This window comes from Sorangium sp. So ce406 (genome assembly GCF_051474675.1).
GTDB classification, from domain to species: domain Bacteria; phylum Myxococcota_A; class Polyangia; order Polyangiales; family Polyangiaceae; genus Sorangium; species Sorangium cellulosum_G.
In genome coordinates this window covers 373,568-390,769 of sequence record NZ_CP150340.1, presented here as the reverse complement: position 1 = coordinate 390,769, position 17,202 = coordinate 373,568, and the positions used below count along the sequence as shown (strand labels likewise).

The 17,202-nt window shown below is 71.9% G+C and carries 10 protein-coding genes; 5 read left to right on the top strand and 5 right to left on the bottom strand.

Going from position 1 to position 17,202, the window contains the following annotated elements; all coding sequences use genetic code 11:
• Positions 1–5: 5 nt before the first annotated feature.
• The 3 genes from WME96_RS01460 to WME96_RS01450 all read right to left on the bottom strand — a co-directional run bounded on the left by WME96_RS01460 (position 6) and on the right by WME96_RS01450 (position 4,245).
• Positions 6–1,022: a ComEC/Rec2 family competence protein gene (locus tag WME96_RS01460; protein WP_437288398.1), complete on the bottom strand. Its 1,017-nt coding sequence runs from the start codon at positions 1,020–1,022 to the stop codon at positions 6–8.
• Positions 1,015–3,174 carry a hypothetical protein gene (locus WME96_RS01455; RefSeq protein ID WP_437288397.1) on the bottom strand — a complete coding sequence of 720 codons (2,160 nt, stop codon included), beginning with the start codon at positions 3,172–3,174 and terminating at the stop codon, positions 1,015–1,017. Before WME96_RS01455 ends, WME96_RS01460 begins: the two co-directional genes overlap by 8 nt.
• Before the next feature lie 477 nt (positions 3,175–3,651).
• The gene (locus tag WME96_RS01450) at positions 3,652–4,245 is read right to left on the bottom strand and encodes a hypothetical protein (RefSeq protein WP_437288396.1); all 594 of its coding nucleotides are present in this window, start codon (positions 4,243–4,245) and stop codon (positions 3,652–3,654) included.
• Positions 4,246–4,921: 676 nt separating this feature from the next.
• Between WME96_RS01450 and WME96_RS01445 the strand changes: the two genes are divergently transcribed.
• Complete coding sequence (locus WME96_RS01445) at positions 4,922–8,443, top strand: PD-(D/E)XK nuclease family protein (protein WP_437288395.1); 3,522 nt, start codon at positions 4,922–4,924, stop codon at positions 8,441–8,443.
• Between the two features lie 51 nt (positions 8,444–8,494).
• Here WME96_RS01445 and WME96_RS01440 read toward each other — a convergent pair whose 3' ends face one another.
• Positions 8,495–8,938, bottom strand: a complete 444-nt coding sequence (locus WME96_RS01440) for a GFA family protein (RefSeq protein ID WP_437288394.1) — start codon at positions 8,936–8,938, stop codon at positions 8,495–8,497.
• A 67-nt stretch (positions 8,939–9,005) separates the two neighbouring features.
• On the opposite strand from WME96_RS01440, the gene WME96_RS01435 reads away from it, so the two are divergent.
• The 4 genes from WME96_RS01435 to WME96_RS01420 all read left to right on the top strand — a co-directional run bounded on the left by WME96_RS01435 (position 9,006) and on the right by WME96_RS01420 (position 13,385).
• On the top strand, positions 9,006–10,199 hold the full coding sequence (locus tag WME96_RS01435; RefSeq protein ID WP_437288393.1) for an ABC transporter permease: 1,194 nt from the start codon (positions 9,006–9,008) through the stop codon (positions 10,197–10,199).
• A 257-nt stretch (positions 10,200–10,456) separates the two neighbouring features.
• A complete protein-coding gene (locus WME96_RS01430) occupies positions 10,457–10,831 on the top strand; it encodes a BlaI/MecI/CopY family transcriptional regulator (RefSeq protein WP_437288392.1) in 375 nt (124 codons plus the stop codon).
• Positions 10,832–10,875: 44 nt separating this feature from the next.
• Positions 10,876–12,261: a M56 family metallopeptidase gene (locus tag WME96_RS01425; RefSeq protein WP_437288391.1), complete on the top strand. Its 1,386-nt coding sequence runs from the start codon at positions 10,876–10,878 to the stop codon at positions 12,259–12,261.
• 149 nt (positions 12,262–12,410) lie between these two features.
• Complete coding sequence (locus WME96_RS01420; RefSeq protein ID WP_437288390.1) at positions 12,411–13,385, top strand: hypothetical protein; 975 nt, start codon at positions 12,411–12,413, stop codon at positions 13,383–13,385.
• A 69-nt stretch (positions 13,386–13,454) separates the two neighbouring features.
• Here the strand turns inward: WME96_RS01420 and WME96_RS01415 are convergent, their stop codons facing one another.
• The gene (locus WME96_RS01415) at positions 13,455–17,075 is read right to left on the bottom strand and encodes a GAF domain-containing protein (protein ID WP_437288389.1); all 3,621 of its coding nucleotides are present in this window, start codon (positions 17,073–17,075) and stop codon (positions 13,455–13,457) included.
• Positions 17,076–17,202: the final 127 nt, after the last annotated feature.

Below are 17,202 nucleotides of genomic sequence, written 5' to 3'. Positions count from 1 at the left end.
GCACCTTACAGGCACAGCGGCTGGTCCAGCTTGGCGACGAAGGCGTCGTGCCAGCCGTAGCGGGCCGGCGCGACGGAGTAGCCTCCGGCGCCGTCGAGGGTCAAGGCGATCGAGCCCGCGCAGGGCACCTCGAGCGTGCCTGCAGAGCGCTTCACGTGATGACGGTACGCGTAGGTCACCTCTCCCGTGCGCGCCAGGCCTTGCGCCAGGCGCTCTTCAGGCCGCTCGTGGCACCTCGGCGTGAGCTGGGTGCAGAGGACGCGGCACGATCCAGCGCGATGCGCTGCGCGGGCGTGGTCCTCGAACGGATGGCCCCATCGGTTGTTCGTCCCCACCGAGAAGACGGAGAGCTCGGCCTCCACGCGCTCGTACAGGTCGCTGAAATCGTCATCTCCGCTGCGGATCTCGCCGCCGTGATGGGGCGTGCGGACGACTCTGGCCTTCACCAGCCCATCGTCCAGCCGCGACCAGGACGAGAGCGGCGCGTCGCCCCCGATGAGAACCGCGATCCCTCCGCAGGTCACGCGCAGCACGGCGGAGCACTCGTTGGGCTGCTCGCCGTCGACGATCGCCTTGAGCTGCTTCCCATAGTACGGGAGCACCACGTCCACGCTCCAGCCGGCGCCGCTGCATACGATCTTGGGCTTCGATTCGCGGGTGGGCGAGCAGAGCACGAGCTTATCGTCTCTCTCCCACGCGAACGCCTTGTCGAGGAGGGCCGTGCACGTCTCCTTCAGTCGTTCGTCCGGGTCGCCGTCCATGCCGATGTAGAGCTCATCGACCTTGCCCCCGCGGGCCAAAAACCCTTCCAGGAAGGGGAGAACGCCGCGGATGTGATCGATGTCGAGGTGGGAGACAACGGCTGCGGAGAGGTGGGTGATGCCGTGATCGACGACGAAGCGCTCCGCGACATGGGCGTCGTTGCAGTCGAAGAGGACAGCGCTGCCGCCGCCCGGGGGCACGACGAACGAGCAGTCGCCCTGTCCGACGTCCAGGAAGTAGACGCCGAGCGAGCTACTCATGAGAAGGCTCGGCCTCGCCGAGTCGCTTGCGCCACTCGGCCCAGAGCCGGTCCGGATCGCGACCCAGCGGCTTGTCGAGCTCGACGACGGGGCCGACGGGCTCGCCGGCGGGGCCCGTGCGGACACAGACGAGCCGGGGATGGGTGTCGGGCACGAGCGACGGATCGAGGGCGTCAGCAACGCCGAGCGCGAAGGTGCGGGCGCTCGATCCCACCTCGCGGACGATCATCGATCCGTCCTGATCGGCGATGACTTTCCCGAGAATCCAGGTGGTCTCCGGGACCTCTCCGAGGAGCCGCGAGGCCACGATGTCGACGCTGCCAAGGAGGCGTTGCTTCTGGGCGCGGGCGGCGGGATCCAGCGTATGGGTCAGCGCGCGACGGAAGCGATCGGTCTCCTCGCGCAGCTTCCTGACGGCGGCGGCGAGGGCGGCGAGGGGGGTATCGGCGCGGGCGGAGACGTAGAGCTCCTCCAGCGTGCAAGAAAATCCCTTGCCTGTACGGGCAATGGTGACCTTGATCTCGCGATGGAGGTGCACGACAGGGACGTCCGGCGCTTCCAGCAGGGCGGCGACGAATCCCCGGGAGAGAGCGTCATAGAGCTCCTCCTCGGCCTCCTCCTCGCTGTGGTCCCTCGCTTCGTAGTGCTCCCAGACGTGGAGCGCGTCGACGACGTGCGGCGGGTCGAATCGCAAGAGGTGCTGCACGGTGCGGCAGCGGAGGTACCACTCCTTGCGCCTGTGCGCCGGCACCTTCTCCCTCGCCTCTTTCAGGGTCGACAGGGCGCGGCCGCGCTCCCCCTGGAGGAACTGCGTGAGCGCGAGCCGGGACCAGAAGAGCGCGTTTTCGGGCCACCGCTCGACGGAGGCGCGATACCCCACCTCCGTCTTGGAGACGGGCTCCACCAGGGCCGGTTTGGCCTTGTAGCGGTTATAGTGGAGGTAGTGCTTGGCATAGGCCCACGCCCGGGGACCGATCCGGTGCTCGGGCAGGTTGAGGATGCTCTCGTAGATGGCCGCGGCGGCACCATATTCGCTTTGCTGGAAGCGGCCCATGCGGGAGCGCTGGCGGGCGAGGTCGAGCAGGAGCGCCACGCCGTAGCGTGCGAAGACGAGGGCTCGGTCGGGCTGCCCAGCGGCAGCGTAGTGCCGCTCGGCTTCGATGAAGGACGCGGCCTTCGACCAACCATTGGGCTCGTCGCCCCGCAGCTCGCCGGCGAACGCGGCGGCGAGGCAGAGGTGGGCGTGGACCCGCTCCTCGGGAGAGAGGCGCGCCTCTGCGAAGCGCCGCGCCGGCCCCTCGATCCAGAGAGAGCGTCCGTCACTGCCGATGATTGCCGTCAGGGAGCGGACCTGGGAGATCACCGACGGGGAGAGCGGGGAAGGGAGGGCCTGCCAGACTTCGTCCGGCAGCGGACGGCCATGGATTGCGAGGAGCCCGAGTACCTCGCGCTGCGAGCCGGGCAAGGCCGCCCAGATGGCTTCGAGGAGTCGGTCCTCGCGACCGAGCCGAGCGTCGGGCGGCGATTGTTCGATCTGCGCCAGGGCCATCGCCAGGCGGAAGCGACCGAGATCCCCTCCGACGCTCTTCCAGACGGGCATGACGTCGTGCTCGACGTCGTTCACGAGCCGGAGGGGCGGGGCCTCGGGCGGCGGGAGCGCCAAGGTCCGAAGGCCCAGCCGATCGAAGCCGGCCTCGCTCGAACAGAGGGAGGCGCGCTCGACGAGCCAGGCGTCGAGGGCCTCGCGGCGCTCCCTGACGACCCCGTCGAGGTCCATGTCTCCAGCGCTCGGCGCCAGGCAGTCGATGTCGTCGACGACGAGCAACCGCCCTCGGGAGTGCCGGTGAAGCACGTTCAGCGCCGGATCGAGCCGGTCCACGTGATCGTGCAGCGCGGCGTCGACCTCGCGCAGCGCCTGGTCTCCCAGGCCGGTCGCCGCCTGGATGACGACGGCCTCGACCTGGTCGAGCCCAGACGGCACCCTGACGAGCAGGGCCTGCTCGCCGAGGCGCCTCGTCACGTCCAGGAGGACGTCGGTCTTCCCGCGCCCGTCCGGGCCGGTCACGACCACCCTGCGTCCCTCCTGGACCTCCTTCGTCAGGCGGTCCACCTGCTCCGCGCGAACCTCGGTTTTCTCGACTCTCCAGACCACGGCTGGCTCCTCAAGGCGGCGGGCGGGACACCTCCGGGCATTTGCTCGCACTCGGGCCGGGCCGTCAAGTCGTCCAGCCCGGCCGAACCTCCGCGTGCGTGACCGGCACGATGCGCCGCGCCCGTGCCAGGCGGCGCCTTCTCTCCTGCCTGGCGCTCCTTGACACAGCTCCCGCCTTATCCAATGTCCTGCCGTTCTGTCGCGGGTGCGTAGCGACCGCCGGCAGCGAAGGCTGGTTCGACGGGTCTCTCAAGTTTCATCGGCTTCGTAGCTCGGCCGAGAAGAAGCGTTCCGCCATTGCCATTACGTCTTTTGAGCCTGTCGCGCGACATGCTCCGGCGATGGCAGTGATCGTCGGCCAGCCGTACTTGGGCGTATCGGCGACCCATGCAGCTGTACGCCCTGCCCAGGCAGCCTCCCTGGGTGAGCTATAGATTCGCCGATCATTCCTGCCTTGCGAGAAGCCCGCGCACCCGCCTAGACGTTATCATCCTCGAGCGGGAAGATTGCATACACGAGATGAAGGCGACCGCGCCGGTCAGGGTGCCAGCCGTGGTTGCAAAGCGGCCTCGTGCGCCACCGAACATGGTTGGGGAGTGCTTCAAGAAGCTCGCGTATCGCCACGCGTCCCCCGAGGACGTCCCGCTCACACAGCTGTTTGTATCGGTCGTCCTCCTCGGAGAACGCTCCGACCAGCCCGATGCGTGCCGCTCCTTCAGCAGCAGCTGCGGTTCGGACGACAGGCTTGAATCCCCGCAGACGCTCGATGTCGGCCTTCATCTCAATAGCCTTAGTGTCCTTCCAGAGGAGCTTGAACTCTGCGGCGACGAAGAGCTTACGATCCGGCGAGCATGCGAGCACATCGTAGCGCTGTCCAGCTCGGCCCTCGGTGTGGACCTCGCCGAAGACAGCAAACCCGGAATTTATGAAGGCGCAGGCGACGTGCAAAGACAGGTTTCGCTCGTGCGCGCCCGTATTCCCGTAGGTAGGCCAATAGATCCCGAACGCTCCCTGCAACGATTTGGCTGCCTGGGCCATTATGTCATCAACACGGCCGACCACCTCTTCCATGCATCGCAGCCTACCACAAGTCGCCCGCAGTGTATTGCTGCGCGCACCTGCGTCACGTCGCTCTGAAGTTCGCGTGGCATTCACGCTCACCTGCACGCCCAACGCCGCAATCATCTATGACGCACCGCCTGTCTGCACATCCCGGCATGTAGGCCGCGAGCCACCGCGGCCTGCGATCCGTATTCCCACGGATGGGGCGGAGCTCCCCGCGGCTCACGTCCGTATTCCCGTGGATAGGCCGTGACCTGCTGCGTCCTGTCAGCGCATCTCCATGGATAGGCTGCGGCATGAGCACGTACTCCGGCCGTTCGGCCGCCGGCGCCCCGGTCCGTCGAGCCGCACGGATTGCACCCAGAACACGGCGCCCGTGCGGCCGGAACCAGGGCGAAGCTTGCGTGAGCATGCTCAAGCGACGAGGTGGCGGGGATCTCGCGCGTGCTAGCGTACGCAGCGTAACCGTTGAAGCCAAGCAGCTCGCGGGCCTCCGCCTGGTAGCTTCGAGTGGTCCAATGCCGGCGGCCTCGACCGTCCCCGCGCCAGCGCCGTCCCGCCCGGCGCGGCGGCGGGTTTCCTCCCCCTCCGTTCTGCTTCACACTCCCCCTCCGCCGGCCTGCACCGCCGTGCAGCGGCCTCCCCCGGCCCCTCCGGCCTCTGCCCCTTCCGCCTCCGCGACCTCGTGCCCCACGCCCTCATCACCTCACCCAGCGCCGCCGCCCGCCTCGATCGGGCCGTGGGCTGGCTGCGCCGCCGGCGCCCCGCCGATCGCGTGCTCCTCGTCGGCGCCTCGGTCGAGGCCGTGAGCGAGCTCGCCCGCGCGTCGATCCGCGGCCACCGCGCCACCTTCGGCTGGCACCGGCTCACGCTGGGGCGCCTCGCGGCCGCGCTCGCGATGCCGGCGCTCGCCGCGCGCGGCCTCGTCCCCGCCAGCCCGCTCGCGATCGAGGCCCTGTGCGCGCGCGCGATCGACGGGCTCGCCCAGGACGGGCTGCTCGGGCGCTTCGCCCGCGTCGCGGATCGGCCCGGGCTGCCGCGCGCCGTGGCCCGGACGCTCGACGAGGCGCGGCTCGCCGGCGTCGCGCCGGACGCGCTCGCGCCGGCCGACCTCGACCGCATCGCCCGCGCCTTCGACGCCGCCCTCGACGAGGCGGGCCTCGCCGATCGCGCGCTCGTCCTGCGCCTCGCGGCCGAGCGCGCGCGGGCCGACGACGGCGGCGACCCGCGCGTGAGGCACCCGCTGCTCGGGCTGCCGATGCTCCTGCTCGACCTGCCGGTGCGGTTCGCGCTCGAGCGCGAGCTCCTCGAGGCCGTGGCCGCGCGCTCGCCCGACGCGCTCGCCACCGTGCCCGCGGGCGACGCCGCGTCGCTGCGCCACCTCGAGGCGGCGCTCCGGTCGCCGCCGCGCCGCGTCTCGCTGACCGCGGTCTCGGCCGCGCACGACGGCGCCGGCGCGGGCGACGGCGCTGCCGACGGCGCCGCCGACGACAACGGCGACGGCGCGGGTTACGAGCCGCCGGGCGCGCCCAGCACCTCGCTGGCACGCCTGCAGGAGCACCTGTTCGACCCGCTCACCGACGACGCCCCCGGGCTCGGCGACGAGGTCGAGATCCTCTCCGCGCCCGGAGAGAGCCGCGAGTGCGTGGAGATCGCGCGCATCGCGCTGCGCGAGGCCGGCGCCGGCGTGCCGTTCGAGCGGATGGCGATCCTCCTGCGCGCGCCCGATCAGTACCGCGCGCACCTCGTCGAGGCGCTGCGCCGGGCCGGGATCCCCGCGTACTTCGCGCAGGGCTCGGTCCAGCCCGATCCCGCGGGGCGCGCGCTCCTCGCGCTGCTCGCGTGCGCGGCCGAGCACCTCTCGGCGTCGCGCTTCGCCGAGTACCTCTCGCTCGGGCAGGTGCCCGACCCGACCCCCGCGGGCGAGCCGCCGCCGGCCGCGTCCGAGGCCGACCGCTGGGTGCCGCCGGACGACGACCTCTTCCCCGAGCTGCTGCGCGGCGGGCTCGACGACGGGGCGCCGGCGGACGACGACGAGGCACCGGCGGACGCGCCCTCCTCGGCGGGCGCGCTGGCCACCCCTGCGGGCGCGCTGGCCACCGCTGCGGGCGCGCTGGCCACCGCTGCGGGCGCGCTGGCCACCCCTGCGGGGGCGCCGGCGCCGCGGGGCGCAGACCCCGACGCGCCGGTGCAGGACGGCACCCTGCGCGCCCCGCGGCGCTGGGAGCGGATCCTCGTCGACGCGGCGGTGATCGGCGGGCTCGATCGGTGGAAGGCGCGGCTCTCGGGGTTCGAGCGGGAGCTCCGGCTCGAGCTCGCGCGCGCGTCCGAAGAGCGCGACACCGCGCGCGTCTCGCGGACGCTCGCGGACCTCGCGGCGCTCCGCGACTTCGCGCTGCCGCTGCTCGCGGCGCTGCCGAGCCCGGGCGAGCGCATGACCTGGGGCGCGTGGCGCGACCGGCTCTCCGCGCTCGCGACGCGCGCGCTCCGGCGGCCCGAGCGGGTGCTCGCCGTCCTCGCGGAGCTCGCGCCGATGGCCGACGTCGGCCCGGTGGACCTCGGCGAGGTGCGCCTCTGCCTCGCGCACCGCCTCACCGATCTCGTGCTGCCCCCGGCCGCCCGCCGCGACGGGCGCCTGTTCGTGGCGCCCATCGAGGCCGCCCGCGGGCGCTCGTTCGACGTGGTCTTCGTGCCCGGCCTCGCCGAGCGGATCTTCCCGCAGAAGGTCACCGAGGACCCGATCCTCCGCGACGCGCTCCGCCGGGCGGTCGCCGGGGGCGCCTCGGGACTCGACACGAGCGACGACCGCGTGGCGCGCGAGCGCCTCGCGCTCCGGCTCGCGGTCGGCGCGGCCCGGCGCAAGCTCGTCGTGTCGTACCCGCGCGTCGACATGGACCAGTCGCGGCCGCGGGTGCCGTCGTTCTACGGGCTCGAGCTCCTGCGCGCCGCCGAGGGCCGGCTGCCCGGCTTCGGCGAGCTCGAGCGCCGCGCCGAGCAGGGCGGCGCCGCGCGTATCGGCTGGCCCGCGCCCGCGCGGCCCGAGGACGCCATCGACGCGGCCGAGCACGACCTCGCGCTCCTGGAGACGCTCTTCAGCCTGCCGGAGGAGCAGACCATCGGCACCGCGCGCTACCTGCTCGGCGCGAACCCGCACCTGGCGCGGGCGCTCCGCTTCCGGGCGCGGCGCTGGATCCCGGCCTGGACGAGCGCCGACGGGCTGTACAAGCCTGTCGCGGAGGCGCGCGAGGCGCTCGCGAAGCACGCGTTCGCGCGCCGCTCGTTCTCCCCGACAGCGCTCCAGCACTTCGCCGCGTGCCCCTACCGGTTCTTCCTCTACGCCGTGCACAAGCTCGCGCCGCGCCCGGCCCCGGAGGCGATCGAGGAGCTCGACCCGCTCCAGCGCGGCCGGCTCGTGCACGACGTGCTCTACGAGGTGCTCGTCGCCCTGCGCGACGCGGGCAAGCTGCCGGTGAGCGCGCCTTCGCTCGACGACGCGCGGGCCGAGCTCGACCGTACGCTCGACCGCGTGGCCGCGCGCTACGCGGACGAGCTCGCGCCGGCGATCCAGCGCGTGTGGGACGACGGCATCGCGTCGGTGCGGGCCGATCTCCGGGAGTGGCTGCGGCGCGCCGCGGAGGACCGCGACTGGGAGCCGATCCACTTCGAGCTGTCGTTCGGGCTGCCGCGCCGCCTCGCGACCCGCGACCCGGGGAGCTCGGACCAGCCGGTGGAGCTCGACTGCGGCGTGCGGCTCCGCGGGTCGATCGACCTCGTCGAGCGGAGCGTGTGGGGCGCGATGCGCGCGACCGACTACAAGACGGGCAAGGCCCGGGCGCCGCGCGACGCGGTCGTGAGCGGCGGCGGGACGCTCCAGCCGGTGCTCTACGCGCTCGCGCTGGAGAAGCTGATGCCCCCCGGGACGCAGGTCGAGTCGGGGCGGCTCTATTACTGCACCTCCGCCGGCGGGTTCACGGAGGTGCCGATCTACCTGGACGCGCGGGCGCGCGAGGCGGCCGCGCAGGTGTCGGGGATCATCGGCGACGCGATCGACAGGGCGGCGCTCCTGCCGATGCCCGCCGAGGGCGCGTGCGCGCAGTGCGATTACCGGCCGGTGTGCGGGCCCTACGAGGAGCTCAGGACCGGCAAGATCAAGCGGCGCGACATCGATCAACGGCGGCGGCTGGAGCAGCTCCGCAGGCTGGCGTGAGCGCGGGCGGCGCGTCCAGGGGGGCGCGGGCGCGCGCGGCGCGGGTGCCAGTCACCCGGGATCGACGGGATTCGCTGGCGCGCTCGCTCCGCCGGTCACCCACGGCGGGTCTTCCACGTGCTGCGCCGTGCCCGCGAGGGCGGGCAGCCAGCGCTCGCGGCGCTTGATCCAGAGCTCGTAGGTCGGCGCGAGATCCATGGGCGCCTCGTCCAGACATCCCAGCTTGATCTCGGCCTCACCCTCCTCTTCGCGCAGCGAGAACAGCCGTGATCCGCACGTCGGGCAGAAGCTGCGCCCTTCCCAGCACCTCGTCTCGCCCGTGAACTCGAAGCTCGCCCACGGCCATATCGCGAACGCCAGGAAGACGCTGCCCGTCACCTTCCTGCAGTCCGCGCAGTGGCACAGCCCCACGCGGATCGGCTCGCCCCGAAGGCGAAAGCGCACCGCGCCGCAGGAGCATCCGCCGCTCCGGACGCGCTCGGATCCAGCTTGCATATCACCTCCACGAAAAGGTCTGGGCCCATCGTAGCCGGCGCTGCGCGCGCGTTCTATACACTCCCTCATGTACAGCAAGTTCGCTTTGCCCTGCGCCCTGATCGCGCTCGCGACGGCGGGCACCGGATGCAATCTCATCTTCGGCATCGAGCCTGGCACCGAGGCGACCACCTCCCCGTCCTCGACGACGGCGAGCACGGCGTCGGGCGACGGAGGCTCGACCATGGTGACGTCGGGCTCCGGCGGCCCCGGCGGTGAGGGCGGCGCGGGCGGCGCGGGCGGCGCGGGCGGCGGCCCCCCCTCGTGTGCCCCGTCGCGCTGCACCGCGGGCCAGTGCCCGGTGACGCAGATGGCAGCAGGGTTCGGGATGAACCCGAAGGGCATGGTCGTCACCGAGGACGCCGTGCTCATGGCGAACGGCGAGGCCATCGCCACCATCCCGAAGGACGGCGGGGCGGCGCGCACGCTCCCCGGCACCCTCGGGTTCGGGGACGCGTCCTGGGTCACCTACTCGGGGGGACAGCTCTCGTGGCTCAACTGGAGCAACGGGGACGTGCTCGGGATCTCCATCGATCCGCCGAGCACGAGCCCGATCCAGATCGCGGAGGTCCCCCCGCCGGAGGAGGGGGCGGTAAACCCCGCCTACGGCCGGATCGCCTCGTTCGGTGACAGCGTCTACTGGGTGACCCAGGTGCCTCAAGCCGTCTGGCGGGCCAAGGCCGACGGCAGCCAGAGGTTCGCCGAGCAGGTCGCCTCCGGCGGCACCCCGATCGGCATCGCCGTCGACGCGACGCACGTCTACTGGTCGGACATCCTCGGGCGCCAGATCCTGCGCACGACGACAGACCCGCTCGGCACCACCGCCGAGGTGTTCGCAGAGACGAACGGCGGACCGACCGAGGTCCTCCTCGCCAACGGGGTCGTCTACTGGGTGACGGAAGACAACGGCGCGGTCCAGTCCAAGGCGACGGACGCCCCGCTCGACGCCCCGCCCTTCACGTACACGGTCGACAGTCGGGCCATCTCCAAGTCGATCGCGGTGGACGACGAGTTCGTCTACTGGACCGTTTACACGAACAGCGAGGGTCAAGGCGAGGTGCGGAGGGCGCGCATCGGCATGGGCAACCCGATCACCCTCGCGACGGGGCAGCCGTACTTCTTCGAGATCGGCGTCGACTGCGGGTCGATCTACTGGAACGTCAACAACCTCGAGGGGGACGAGGAAGCGATGGTGCTCACGATGCCGAAGCCCTCGAACTGAGCGCAGCGACGGCGCGCCGCCGCGATCCGCGGTCCTGATACGAGGACCGGAGCCCCGCCACGCGCCGACCGCGCTCGCTGCGCGGCCCCGCGCGGACGAGCAACGCTCGCCGCAGCGCCTGCACGACGCCACGCGTACGCCCCGGGCAACCGACAGCGCTGACGGAAACGTACAGGTTCTCGTGGAGCGCCCCGCGGGAGCCCGCACGACTACATTTGTAGTTGACAGCCTGTGGCCGTTGAACGACACTTGTAGTCGTGGGAACGGGAACTCTGACGGATCTGCAGCTCGCGGTGATGAAGGCGCTCTGGGAGATCGGTGAAGGCACCGTCAGCGACGTCCTCTCGGCGATGACGAAGGACGGGAGGGCGCTCGCGCCCACGACGGTGGCGACCTTGCTGCAGCGGCTCAGCAAGCAGGGCTGGGTCGAGCATCGCCGGCGCGGCAGGCAGCTCGTGTACCGCGCGCTGGTGAGCCAGAAGGAGGCCGCCAGGGGTGTGCTCCACCGCGTGGTGTCTTCCTTCTTTGGCGGCAAGGTCTCCGCCGTCGCGGCGCAGCTCCTGGAGTCGGAGCAGCTCAGCCCCGAAGAGATCGAGGAGATGCGGCGGCTGCTCGAGGAGAAAGGGGCCTGATCGTGGCGCTCCACCTGCTGATAGGGCCGGGCAGCGAGCCCGGCATGGCGTCCTCCCTTCTCGCGCTGCTGCTCACCTGCTCGCTCCACGCCGTGGTGTGGGCCGGGGCGGCGGCGCTGCTGGCTCGCCGGATATCCCTCTCGTCCTCGACGCGCCATCTGCTCTGGAAGATGGCGCTGTTCGGCCCGCTCGCGACCACGTTGCTCGGGGCAACGGCGCCATGGGGACCCGAGCGCGCGCCCGGGGAGCCGTCGTATTTCCAGGAGCTCTCCGTTCTGTCATTCGGTGACGCGCCCGAGCCCGCGGCCCCTGTCGCGGCGCCGCGAGGCGGGCCGTCGAACCGCGCGAGCGCTGGCGCCGAGGTACCGGCGTCCGGCGTGCGGGCGAGCCTGTGGTGGACCTTGCTCACCGCGTGCGGAGCCGGGGCGGCGGCGCTGGGGGCGCTGCGGTTCGCCGGCTCGGCGCTGCTGCTGTGGCGCAGCCTTCGCGGTCGCACAGAGGTGCACGACGCGCGGTTGCTCCAGCGCCTGGAGCGGATGCGCAGCCGGATCGGGCTGCGTCGGGTCGCGCTGACGGAGAGCGCCAGCGTGGGCAGCCCCCTGGTCATCGGGGCCTCCGAGGTGTGCATCCCGCAGGCGAAGCTCTCCGCCCTCACCGACGCAGAGGTCGACGCCGTGTTCGCTCACGAGCTCGCCCATATCGAGCGTCGCGATGGACTCTGGTTTCCTGTCGTCGGCCTCGTGCAGTCGGTCCTGTGGGTGCAGCCGGTCACCCGCTGGGTCTCGTCTCGCTTTCGTCAGACCGCCGAGCTGGCCTGCGACGATCGGGCCGTCGAGCTCACGGGCGATCCTCGGGGCCTGGCGCGCGCGCTGGTCCAGGTGGCCGAAGGCGCGCGGCTCACCCCCCGGCGAGCGATGGTCCCGACGATGGCACGCTCGACGAGCGCGCTCCTCCCGCGCGTGAGGCGCCTCGTGGACGCGTCGCGTCGAGCGGAGCTCCGGGCGAGCCCGCGGGGACGGCGGTGGGCGATCGCCGGCCTCGCGGCGTCCGGGATCGCCGCGGCTGGCCTGAGCGTCCAGGTGGCGCGAGCACGGCCGTCGCAGCCCGCAGCCGACGCGGGCGCCGCGATGGCGCGGAGCCCCGATGCTGCGCCCGACGCGACGGCAGCATCGCCCCCCGACGCAGCGGCGATGAGTGAACAGGTGGCCGAGCTCGCGCGGCGTGAGCAAGAGCTCGAGACACGGCTCGAAGACGCGCTGAGCCTGCCCGGCGCGCACCAGGAGGACACACCAGCCTCGGTGCTGGTGCTCGAGCTGCGCCAGGAGCTGAGGCACGCGCGCGCCGCGAAGGCATGGACCGAGGAGCGCTTCGTCGACGAATCGGCAGCGTGGGAGAGGCGCCGGGGCGCCTCCAGCAGCGCGCCTCGATAGCGCGCGTCGCCCGCAGGGCGAATCCACCCAGAACAGGAGCAGAGATGTCGTTCATGAACAGGCTAGCGAGCGCGCGACACACCAGAGCGAACGGGCCGCGGGCCGGAGCGACCGCCCTGGCGGGCATCGGCGCGCTGTGCGCAGCTGCGATGATCGGGCCGACGTCCGTGGGCTGCGCGCGCGCAGAGGTCGTCACGCTCGAGCGCCAGGGCGAGTCCCTGACCGTCCGCAGGCCGGCGCTGTATCCGGAGACCATCGAGTACGACAGCAGGAGCGACAGATTCCTGGTGAGCTCGTTCAGGGAAGGCGCGATCTACGAGGTCGACGGTGAGGGCGGCGTCTCGCTCGTCGTCGACGACGAGCGTCTCTGCTCGGTGCTCGGCATCGCCGTGGACGCCGAGCGGGGCCGGCTCTGGGCGGTGAACTCCGACCTCGGCGCGAGCGTCAAGCCGTCTGCCCAGGGCCCCAGGCACCTGGCTGCCGTGGGCCTCTACGACCTCGCGACGGGCGCGGCCCTCCACTACGTGGACCTCGCGCCCCTGTCCCCGGGCGATCACCTGCTGAACGGCATCGCCCTGGACTCGGCCGGCAACGCTTACGTCACCGACAGCTTTTCTCCCGCCATCTACAAGGTCGATCCGCAGGGAAACGCGGCCGTGTTCCTGCAAGACGATCGATTCGCCGGTGACGGGATCAACCTGAACGGGGTGGTCGTTCACCCCGATGGCTACCTGCTGGTCGTCAAGAAGAGCGATGGCAGCTTGTTCAAGGTGCCCCTCGCGAGCCCTTCTCGGTTCTCGCGGGTCGACATCGCCAGGACGTTTGTGGGCGGCGACGGGTTGATCCTGGTGGGGAAGAAGGACCTGGTGCTCATCGCGAACCAGGCAGCCGGCGTCGCGTCGAACGCCGCGTTCTCGCTGTCGAGCGAGGACGGCTGGGTCACCGCGGAGCTGCGCGCGGTTCAGCAGCTCGGCGACGTCTATCCGACGACAGGCGTGCTCCGGGACGGGAAGATCTACGTCATCTCCAGCAAGCTGAACGAGCTGCTCCAGTCGGCGCCAGAGCAGCAAGACCGGCTGCGGGAGCAGGCGACCATCCAGCAGATCGGAAGAGCCGCGCTCTGATGCCGAGACCCGCGTCATGAGCGCTGGCGAGCCAGGCGCTCGCGGCGGCTCCCCGCGCCCCCCGACGCCTCAAGCCGCCCCCTGCGCCCCTTCCCGCTTCGGCCACGTGAACCGGAACGTCGCGCCGCTCTTGCCGTCCGACTCCACCCACGCCCGCCCGCCGCGGCTCTCCACGATCTTGCGCACGATGGCGAGCCCGATCCCGGTGCTCTCCACCTTGTCCCGCGCCTGCAGCGTCTGGAACATCCCCCACACCTTCTCGTGGAACGCGGGCGCGATGCCAGGACCGTTGTCCGACACCGAGAACTCGACCCTGTCGCCCTCCTCGCGGGCGACGACGGACACCCGCGCGTCCTCGCGACCCGCGTGCTTCAGCGCGTTCGTGATCAGGTTCATCAGCACCTGCTGGAGCGGCACCTTGTACGTCCGCAGGATGGCGGGCGGCACGTCGAGCGTGACCTGCGCAGGCGGCTTCGGCGCGATGAGCTCGACGGCATCCTTCGCGAGCTTCTCGATGTTCACGCTCTCCGGCTTCTCGCGGAACCTCGTCGCGCGCGAGTAGGCCAGGATCCCCTCGATCAGCGCCTCCATGCGCTGCACGCGCCCGCGCAGCAGCTCCATCTGGTGGCGCGTGTCGGCGGTGAGCTTGTCCGACAGGTCCTCCTCGATCCACTGGGCCAGGCTCGCGATGCCGCGGAGCGGCGCCTTCAGGTCGTGGCTCGTCACGTACGCGAACTGGTCGAGCTCGGCGTTGGTCCGCTCCAGCGCCCGGATGAGCACCTGCGCCTCCCGGAACAGCCGGGCGTTGTCCATCGCCACCGCGGCCTGCGCGGCGAGGCCTACCGCGATGCGCTCGGAGCGCTCGGTGAACACCCCCGGCTCCGGGTGGCCGAAGAACATGCCGCCGATGACCTTGCCGCTCCGGGAGACGACCGGAACGGCCATGTAGCTCGCGACCGGGAGGTGGCCTTCCGGCGTACCCTGGTACGGAGTGTTCTTGCCATAGCGCGGATCCCTGGTCACGTCGTCGAGGCGAATCACGCCCTCGCCGCTGAACGTCGGCGCGAACACCGCCGTGTTCCGCGGCATCGGGAAGCGCGAGAACTCCTCTCTCGGCACCCCCGAGAGCGAATAGAGCATGTAACTGCCGCCCTGCGGGTCGTTCACGTTGTAGAAGAACGCGCCGAACGCCGCGCCGGAGAGCTTCGTCCCGGCGTCGGTGACCGACTGGACGAGCGCGTCGAGCTCGAGCTCCGCCGAAAGCGCCTGCCCGACCTCGTGGAGCGTCTCGAGCACCTCGGCGTGCTCCCGCGTGAGCCGCTCGGCCTCGCGTTGCTGGCTGATATCGATGTTGCAGCCCACGTACTCGCGGACGCTGCCGTCCGTCGCGCGGACGGGCACCGCGCGCGCCGCGGTGACGGCGTACGTGCCGTTCCTGCGGCGGAGCCTGTACTCGGCCTCGTACATGGCCCCGCGCGCCACGGCGTCCGCCCAGGCCCGCATCACCGCCCCCCGATCGTCGGGGTGGATCGCCTCCAGGAAGCCGCCGTTCAGGTACTCGGCCTCCGTCTGGCCGGTGAACTCGAGCCAGCTCGGCGAGATCTCGACGACCTCTCCCTTGTCCGTGGCCGTCCACACGATGGCCGTCGTCGCCTGCACCAGCGTGCGCAGGCGCGCCTCGCTCGTGGCGAGCTCGATCGCGAGCTGCTCGACGTGGCGGCGCGCCTGCACCTGATCGGTCACCTCGAAGGCGAACGCCATCACGCCCTCGGTGCTGCCGTCGGGCGCGCGCATCGCCTGGTACACGAAGTTGAAGAACCGCTCCTCCTCCGGGCCGGCGGCGCCGCGCCGGAGGCGGAGGGGCACGGACGTGCCGACGTAGGGCTGCCCGCTCCGGTAGACCGCATCCAGGAGCTCGAAGATGCCCTGGCCCTGCAGCTCGGGCAGCGCCTCGCGGATGGGCCTGCCCATCACCTCGCGACCGCCGAGGATGTCCGCGTACGCCGGGTTCACCAGCTCGAAGACGTGCCCGGGGCCGCGCATGATGCAGATGCCGGCGGGCGCCTGGTTGAACAGGCCCGCGAGGCGCTCGCGCGACGCGTCGACCTGCTGGAACAGCCGCGCGTTGTCGATCAGCAGCGCCACGCGGTTCGCGAGCTCCTCGGCGAGCGCGACGTCCGCCTCGCTGAAGCGGCGGCCCGACTCCGCGTGGACGAGCGTGAGCGCGCCGATGGTCCGCTCGCGCCCCCGGAGCGGGACGACGACGTAGGACCTCAGCCCGAGCGACCGGATCAGGCGCAGGTGTTCGGGGTCCATCGCGGCGGCCTCGAGGACCGCGTCCGGGATGTCCAGCACCCACTCGGGGCGGCCGGTGCGGATGACCGCGGGCACGCCCGTCGGGGCGTCGAGCCGGGGCGGCGACATCGCCCGCAGGCGCTCGGACAGCTCGAGCTTCGCCGGATCCATGTGGTGAACGGCCACGCGCTCGATGGTGTCGCCGTTCACCATGTCGACCGCGCACCAGTCCGCCAGCGTGGGGACCGCCAGGTGCGTCAGGTGCGCGAGCCGCGACGCGTAGTCGAGCGAGTTGGAGAGCACGGCGCCCGCCTCGCTCAGGAGGCGCAGCGTCGCCTGCTGCCGCGCGAGCTCGGCCGCGAGCGTCTCCGCGCGCGCCCGGGCGCTGCGCTCCTGCTCGAGCAGGCGCGCCCTGTCCAGCGCCGACGCGCACTGCGCCGCCACGCTGAGCAAGAACTCGCGATCTTCGGCGCTCCACGACCGCTCCCGCGCGAACGAGAACGAGAGCCCGCCGAGCAGCGTGCCGTGGGCGACGATCGGCAGGACGGCGAGCGCCTGGATGTCGTCGCGCGCCGGCCTGAGCGCCGCGAGCTCCGGATACGCATCATGCAAGTCCTGCATCGTCGCCACCCAGCACGGGCGGCGCTCCCGGAGCGCCTCGGAGAGCGGCAGTCGGGCGTCGAGGCGCACGGTCGCGTAACGGCTCGTGCGCTGCTCCTCCAGCCCGCTGTGGCCGACGAGCGTCGCGACCCCGGCCGCCTCGTCCGCCGTGTACATCATCGTCGTCGACGCCCCGATCACGCGGTGGATGTCGCGGACGACGGCCGTGGCCATCTCGTCGAGCGTCACCGCGCCGCTCAGCGCCGCGCTGACCGCGAGCAGCGCCTGCGTGAGCTGCGCGCTGCGATGGAGCTCCTCGACGCGCTTCTCGAGCTGCGCCGCGAGCTCCACGCGCTCCGCCTCGACCTGCTTGAGGTGCGAGATGTCGGCGAACACCGAGATCCCGCCCTCGATCTCGCCGTCGGGCCCGAGGATGGGCGCGGCGCTCCCGAGGACCATGGCGCGCGTCCCGTCGAAGCGCTGGATCGGGGTCTCCTCGCTCTCGATGACCTGCCGCTGGGCCATCGCGCGCGCCATCGCCCAGTCCGCGGCCTCGTACGGGCGGCCGTCGTGGTGGAAGGCGCGATAGAGCGTCCAGTCGCGCATCGACTCGGTCGAGGCGCTGCCGGCCCAGATGCGCTCCGCCGCCCGGTTGTGCAGGATGAGCTTCCCGGACGCGTCGCAGAGGATGACGCCGTGCGGGCTGTGCTCGAGCACCGCGTTGAGCCACCCGCGATCGCGGGAGGCAACGACGCGGAGCCGCTCGATCTCGCGCTTCAGGGCCTCGATATCCATCGCGTCAGCGCGGACCGGGGCCCGGCGCCGCGAGGCGGGCGATCGGGCCCGGGAGCTCCCATGAAGTGATCTCGGCCAGGAGGTCGGAGCAGGGCCGAAGCGTCGCTCGTCCGGACATCGCGCGGAG

Coding starts and splice junctions, on each gene's coding strand:
- WME96_RS01460 (WP_437288398.1), bottom strand. CDS start 1,022: ATGAGTAGCTCGCTCGGCGTCTACTTCCTGGACGTCGGACAGGGCGAC.
- WME96_RS01450 (WP_437288396.1), bottom strand. CDS start 4,245: ATGGAAGAGGTGGTCGGCCGTGTTGATGACATAATGGCCCAGGCAGCC.
- WME96_RS01440 (WP_437288394.1), bottom strand. CDS start 8,938: ATGCAAGCTGGATCCGAGCGCGTCCGGAGCGGCGGATGCTCCTGCGGC.
- WME96_RS01435 (WP_437288393.1), top strand. CDS start 9,006: ATGTACAGCAAGTTCGCTTTGCCCTGCGCCCTGATCGCGCTCGCGACG.
- WME96_RS01425 (WP_437288391.1), top strand. CDS start 10,876: ATGGCGTCCTCCCTTCTCGCGCTGCTGCTCACCTGCTCGCTCCACGCC.
- WME96_RS01420 (WP_437288390.1), top strand. CDS start 12,411: ATGATCGGGCCGACGTCCGTGGGCTGCGCGCGCGCAGAGGTCGTCACG.
- WME96_RS01415 (WP_437288389.1), bottom strand. CDS start 17,075: ATGGATATCGAGGCCCTGAAGCGCGAGATCGAGCGGCTCCGCGTCGTT.